Annotated in this window: 5 protein-coding genes; 3 read left to right on the top strand and 2 right to left on the bottom strand. The window is 72.9% G+C overall.

All coding sequences use genetic code 11. The annotated features are described in order from the left end of the window. Positions 1-314: hypothetical protein (locus VI078_17950; protein HEY6001172.1), on the top strand; the 314-nt coding region annotated here is incomplete at its 5' end. A gap of 4 nt (positions 315-318) precedes the next feature. On the opposite strand, the gene VI078_17945 is transcribed toward VI078_17950, so the two are convergent. Beyond that, a complete protein-coding gene (locus tag VI078_17945; protein HEY6001171.1) occupies positions 319-852 on the bottom strand; it encodes a hypothetical protein in 534 nt (177 codons plus the stop codon). Positions 853-1,083: 231 nt separating this feature from the next. Between VI078_17945 and VI078_17940 the strand changes: the two genes are divergently transcribed. Both VI078_17940 and VI078_17935 read left to right on the top strand, forming a co-directional pair. After that, entirely contained in the window at positions 1,084-2,802 is a 1,719-nt protein-coding gene (locus VI078_17940) for a phosphoenolpyruvate carboxykinase (ATP) (protein ID HEY6001170.1), read from the top strand. 27 nt (positions 2,803-2,829) lie between these two features. Next, entirely contained in the window at positions 2,830-3,897 is a 1,068-nt protein-coding gene (locus tag VI078_17935) for a chemotaxis response regulator protein-glutamate methylesterase (protein ID HEY6001169.1), read from the top strand. Between the two features lie 148 nt (positions 3,898-4,045). On the opposite strand, the gene VI078_17930 is transcribed toward VI078_17935, so the two are convergent. After that, positions 4,046-5,308 (bottom strand): DEAD/DEAH box helicase, encoded by a 1,263-nt coding sequence (locus VI078_17930; protein HEY6001168.1) that lies wholly within the window; start codon positions 5,306-5,308, stop codon positions 4,046-4,048. Between the last annotated feature and the right edge of the window lie 170 nt (positions 5,309-5,478).

Here is a 5,478-nt window from a genome sequence, read left to right as displayed (position 1 = left end):
CCCTCGCGGTGGGCGCGGCGTCGCTCGTCTCGTTCATCGGGATGTACTGCTACGAGCTGCCGACGCACCGCTGCCCCTTCTGTGTGCTGCAGTCGGACTACCACTACGTCGGCTACGCCCTCTACCTGGCGCTCCTCGGCGGCGGCGTCACGGGCATCGCGGCCGGGGCGATCGCGCCGGCCGGGCGGATTCCCAGCCTGGCGGCGGTGGTCCCGCGCGCGCAGCGGCGCCTCGTCGCCGTCTCCGTCGGCTTCTGGGCGCTGCTCGCGGCGATCGTCGCCTGGCTGCTCCTGCGGACTGACTTCAGGCCGTAGACGGCTACAAGCCCGACGTGGGCAGGTCCGCGGCCTGGCAGTCCTGGGTCTTCAGCGCCCAGCCGCCCGTCCCCTTCTCGAGCGTCCCCAGGCCGGCCGCGGCGGCGATCGCCGGGATGTCCGCGGCGTCGATGCGGACGACGCCCGCGGCCACCAGCTCCGGCAGCGTCGCGCGGATCGCCTCGCGGAGCTTTGCGCGGTCGGCGCCGAAGGCGCGGTCGATGTCCCGCGGGTAGGTCTCGCCGCCGCGGCCCGGCACGCCGAAGAAGACCTGCCCGGGCGCGACGAGCAGCGCGATCCCCTCGTCCGCCGCGCTGAAGGTGACCACGCTCCACTCCGCCGGGGCGCTGTCGGTGACCTCCGCACGGGTCTTTCCCTTGCCCCAGGCGAGCGTCTTGTCGCGGTCGGTCTCCGCCACGATCTGCGCCCCGCCCATGGGGCACATCTGCGCCGCCGTCCCCGCGGGGAGGGCGAGCGTCCCGGCCAGCGCGGCTGCGGCCAGAGCCAACGAGGCGAGCGGTCGAAGTGTCGTGCGCATGGTGTCTCCTCCTTGTGCCGGTGTCCCGGCACGCGCCCGAAGGCGGCTGTCAGGTTGCCTCCATGGTAGCACGGGCGGCCGGCGCCGGTCGGGGCAGGCCCGGGAGGCGTGTCGTCGGCCGGGTTCGTTGACAGGGCGCGGCGCGGCGCGGTACAAAGGACAACTGCGGCGCGCGCGGCCGAACCAACGCGCGCAGTGGCCCGCGGGCCCGGGAAGGGCGAGGAGACGAGCATGGCAGCGTACGACGGCGACAGGGTGGTGGGGCTGGTCCGGGGGCTCGTGGACCGCTCGCGCCACGTGGGGACGAACGTGACCCTCTACACCGGCCCCGAACTCGGGCGCCTCGCCGAGAGCAGCGGCCAGCGCAACGTCTTCGGCGGCTACAACTGGGACACGCGGGTGCGCAACCGCTCGGCGAAGTTCACGGTCATCGTCGGCTCGGAGAAGGTGCAGCCGCCGAAGATGGGCCCGGAGCAGACGGAGACCCTGCGCGGCATGGACCGCGAGTTCACCCGGGTCTTCGGCGGCGAGTTCGGCGGGAAGTCCTTCGCCGGCCACGTGAACCAGCTGCCGGTCGACTACGTCTACCGGGTCATGGGCTCGGGCGACGACCCGAAGTTCACCTTCAACTGCCACCTCCTGGTCACCACCAAGCAACGCGCCAACCACCACGTGCCCTACATGTGGGGCAAGATGTACGCGGAGCGCGACCTCGTCCCCGGCGCCGAGGACCTCTACATCCTCATGGTGCCCGACATCCACACCGGCGTCTTCGGGCGCTTCTACGGCTTCCCGGAGAGCAACGTCACGGTCGGCATCGGCTGCGACTACATGGGCGAGGCCAAGAAGGGGATGCTGCGCATGGCGATGTACCTCGCCAAGCAGCGCGGCTACCTCGGCATCCACGCGGGGACGAAGGTCGTCCGGGCGAAGAACGCGCGCACCGGCGGCTTCACCCGCTACGGCGTCGCCATCCTCGGCAACTCCGGCACGGGCAAGACGACGAACGTCGGCCACACGCACTTCCTCGACCAGGCGGGCGAGCAGTCGCTCGTGGTGCAGGACGACTTCGTCGGGCTGCGCCTCGCCGACGGCCGCGTGCTCGGGACCGAGCAGGGGCTCTTCCTCAAGACCGACCTCGACGCCGACGACGTGCTGCTGCGGCCGGCCGTGGAGTCCCCGGCCTTCGTCTCCCAGAACCTCTACGTCGACCACCTCGGCGAGATCCAGTACCTCGAGGAGGACCTCTGCGCCAACGGCCGCGGCATCCTGCCGATCAGGGCGCTGCCGCGCGACCGGCGCCACGACTCGATCGACCTGCCGGCGCTCGATGAGCTCGACGCGCTGTGCATCATCTTCAACACCCGCCGCAACACCGTCTGCCCGATCCTCCAGGAGCTGACCCCCGAGCAGAGCGTCGCCTACTTCATGCTCGGCGAGAGCATCGAGACCGCCGCCGGGGACCCCTCGAAGGCCGGGCAGAGCGTGCGCGAGGTCGGGACGAACCCCTTCATCGTCGGCGACCCCGCCGAGGAGGGGAACATCTTCTACGACTACCTCAAGCGCTACGAGGGGAAGGTCCGCTCGTTCCTGCTGAACACCGGCGGCGTCGGCGAGGTGCCGAACCCCGAGAGCCCGCTTGTCCCCAGGCGCGCCGCCAACCGCCCCTGGAAGAACGGCATCGGCTACGTGACGCGCGCGCTGTTCCGCGACTCGGGCGAGTGGGACGCCGACCCGGACTACGGGACGCGCGTGCTGATCTCCGGCGTCACCGACGAGCACGGCAAGATCTACGACATGAAGCGCTTCGACCCGCGCAAGCTCTACGGCGCCGCGGAGCGCGAGGAACTCGTGCGCACGCTCAACCGCGAGCGGGTCGCCTACCTCGAGCGCTTCCCGAAGCTCGACCCGGCGATCCTCAAGGCGCTCGCGGCCACGCACCGGCTGTAGGCTCCCGCCACGCCGCGCGCCCCCGACATGGCCATCCCGCAGCCGATCCGGGTCCTCGTCGTCGACGACTCGCCGCTGGTGCGCCGCACGCTCGAGGCGCTCCTCGGCGCGGAGGCGGGGGTGCAGGTCGTCGGCACCGCGGCCGATGGCATCGACGCGCTCGCGAAGATCCGCGCGCTGCGTCCCGACGTCGTCACCCTGGACGTCATGATGCCGCGCCTCGACGGTCTCAAGGTGCTCGCCTGCGCGATGCGCGAGAGCCCGGTGCGGGTGCTCATGCTCTCCTCGCTCACCCAGGAGGGCGCCGAGGTCACGCTGCAGGCGCTCGATCTCGGGGCGGTGGACTTCGTGGACAAGACGGCGCTGCTCTCGCGCGCCGACGTGCTGGGCATCGGCGCCGAGCTGCTGGCCAAGGTTCGCACCGCCGCGGCGGTGAATCCGGCACGGCTCGGCCGGGAGGAGGTGCCGGTCGCGGCGGCCGCCCCGCCTCCGCCCCCGGCCGTCCCCGTGGCCGGCAAGGCCGACCTCGTGATCATCGGCGCCTCGACGGGAGGGCCGCCGGCGCTGCACCGCGTCATCCCCGCTCTCCCGGGCGACTTCCCGGCGGCGGTCGTCGTCGTCCAGCACATCCCCGCGGGCTTCACCCGCCCGCTGGCCCAGCGGCTGGACGCCGCGGGCGCGCTCTCCGTGCGCGAGGCCGAGCAGGGCGACCGCCTGCGGCCGGGGGAGGTCCTCGTCGCGCCGGGCGGGCAGCACCTGCGCATCGTGCTCAGCGGCGGCGAGCCGGCGGTGCTCATCGTGCCCGCGCCGGCGGACGCCATCTACCGGCCGAGCGTGGATGCCGCGATGCAGTCGGCGGCGGAGGTGTACGGCGCGCGCGTCGCCGGGGTGCTCCTCACGGGGATGGGCACCGACGGCGCGTTCGGGATGTGGGCGATCCGCTCGCGCGGCGGGTACACCATCGCCGAGAGCGAGGAGAGCTGCGTCGTCTACGGCATGCCGCGGGCGGCCATCGAGATGGGGGCAGCCGCCGAGGTCCTGCCGCTCGCGCGCATCGCCGAACGCCTGACGGCCAGCGTTCGCGCGGGCCGCTGATACGGGGCCATCTGCGGCGTTGAACTCCTCCCGGCTCCCTGCGACGGCCACCAGGCCGTCTCAGTCGCCGGATCGTCGTCCGCCTTGCATCTGACCCCGTCTGAGCGGCCCGCGAGACCTGTCCGAAGGTCCTCCGGGAAGTCTCGAATCAGCTGCGGCGGCGGGAGCCGCCCGGACGCGAGCCGCCGGGGCGGCCCCGTCCCGGGCCGCCCGAGGGCCGGCGCGGCCTGATCCCCCGCGCCTCCAGCTCGCGCTCCCGTTCGCGCCGCTCCCGGGCCGCCGCCTCGCGCCAGCCCGGCCGCACCTCGGCGAGGTGCTCCTGGGTGTGCCAGACCACCGGGATCTTGTAGCCGATGAGCTTCTCGATGGCCTCGAGGTTCAGCGCGCCGCTCTCGTCCGCGAGCGAGATGGCCCTGCCCACTGCGCCCGCCCGCGCCGTGCGCCCGATGCGGTGCACGTAGTCCTCCGGGTCCTGCGGCAGGTCCCAGTTCACGACGTGGGTCACGCCCTCGATGTGCAGTCCGCGCGAGGCGACGTCGGTGGCGACCATGATCGGGAGATCGCCGCTCTTGAACTCCTCCATGAGCTTGAGCCGCCGCGCCTGCTCGAGGTTGCCGGTGATGCCGCGCGCGCGCAGGCCGTGGTGCTCGAGGAGCTTGGCGACCTTCTCGGCCTCGGCCTTGGTGTTCGTGAAGATCATCGTCCGCTCCGGCTTCTCGCGCTCCATGATGCCGAGCAGCAGCGCCGGCTTCTCGTCGCGCCCGACGTGGTGCAGGACCTCCTCGGCCTTCTCGGCGGTCATGCGCGCGGGGGTCGCGCGGATCTCCTCGGGCAGGTGCATGTACTCGTAGGTGACCTCGGTGACCGAGTAGTTGAGCGTCGCGGAGAAGAGCAGCGTCTGGCGGCGCTCGTAGTGCGGCAGCCGCTGGAGGATGTAGCGCAGGTCGCGGACGAAGCCCATGTCGAACATGCGGTCGGCCTCGTCGATGACGAGGATCTCGACGCCCTCCGGCCGCCAGGCGCCCTGCTTGAGGTAGTCGATGAGCCGGCCGGGGGTGCCGACCACGAGGTCGGCGCCCAGGCGCAGCGCCTGCCGCTGCTTCTCGTAGTCCACGCCGCCGAAGATGGCGACGGCCGTGAGGCCGGTGTGGGCGCCGAGCTGGCGCGCGTCGCTCTCGATCTGCACGGCCAGCTCGCGCGTCGGGACGATGACGAGCGCCCGCGGCTTCGGTCCCGCGACGGGACCGCGCCAGAGCAGGCGCGAGAAGATCGTGATCAGGAAGGCCGCGGTCTTGCCGGTGCCGGTCTGCGACTGGGCCGCGACGTCCCTGCCCTGGAGCGACAGCGGCAGCACCCGCGACTGCACGGCCGTGCACTCGGCGAAGCCCGCGTCGGTGATCCCGGCCTGCACCGCGGGGGGCAGGTCGTACGCGGCGAACCGCGTCACGTCCTGCGGCGGGTGCCACGGCGGGATCGGCGGCAGCTCGGGCAGCGGGATCGGCTCGAGGGCGACCGACTCGCGGCGGCGCTCGCGATCGCCGCCACGCCGTCCGCGTCCCGCGGCCGCAGCGGCGGCGCCCT

This window comes from bacterium, assembly GCA_036524115.1.
GTDB lineage: Bacteria > JAUVQV01 > JAUVQV01 > JAUVQV01 > DATDCY01 > DATDCY01.
Note: the sequence above shows the minus strand (reverse complement) of the source record. Positions and strands in the feature narration are given on the sequence as shown.

Coding starts and splice junctions, on each gene's coding strand:
- VI078_17945 (HEY6001171.1), bottom strand. CDS start 852: ATGCGCACGACACTTCGACCGCTCGCCTCGTTGGCTCTGGCCGCAGCC.
- VI078_17940 (HEY6001170.1), top strand. CDS start 1,084: ATGGCAGCGTACGACGGCGACAGGGTGGTGGGGCTGGTCCGGGGGCTC.
- VI078_17935 (HEY6001169.1), top strand. CDS start 2,830: ATGGCCATCCCGCAGCCGATCCGGGTCCTCGTCGTCGACGACTCGCCG.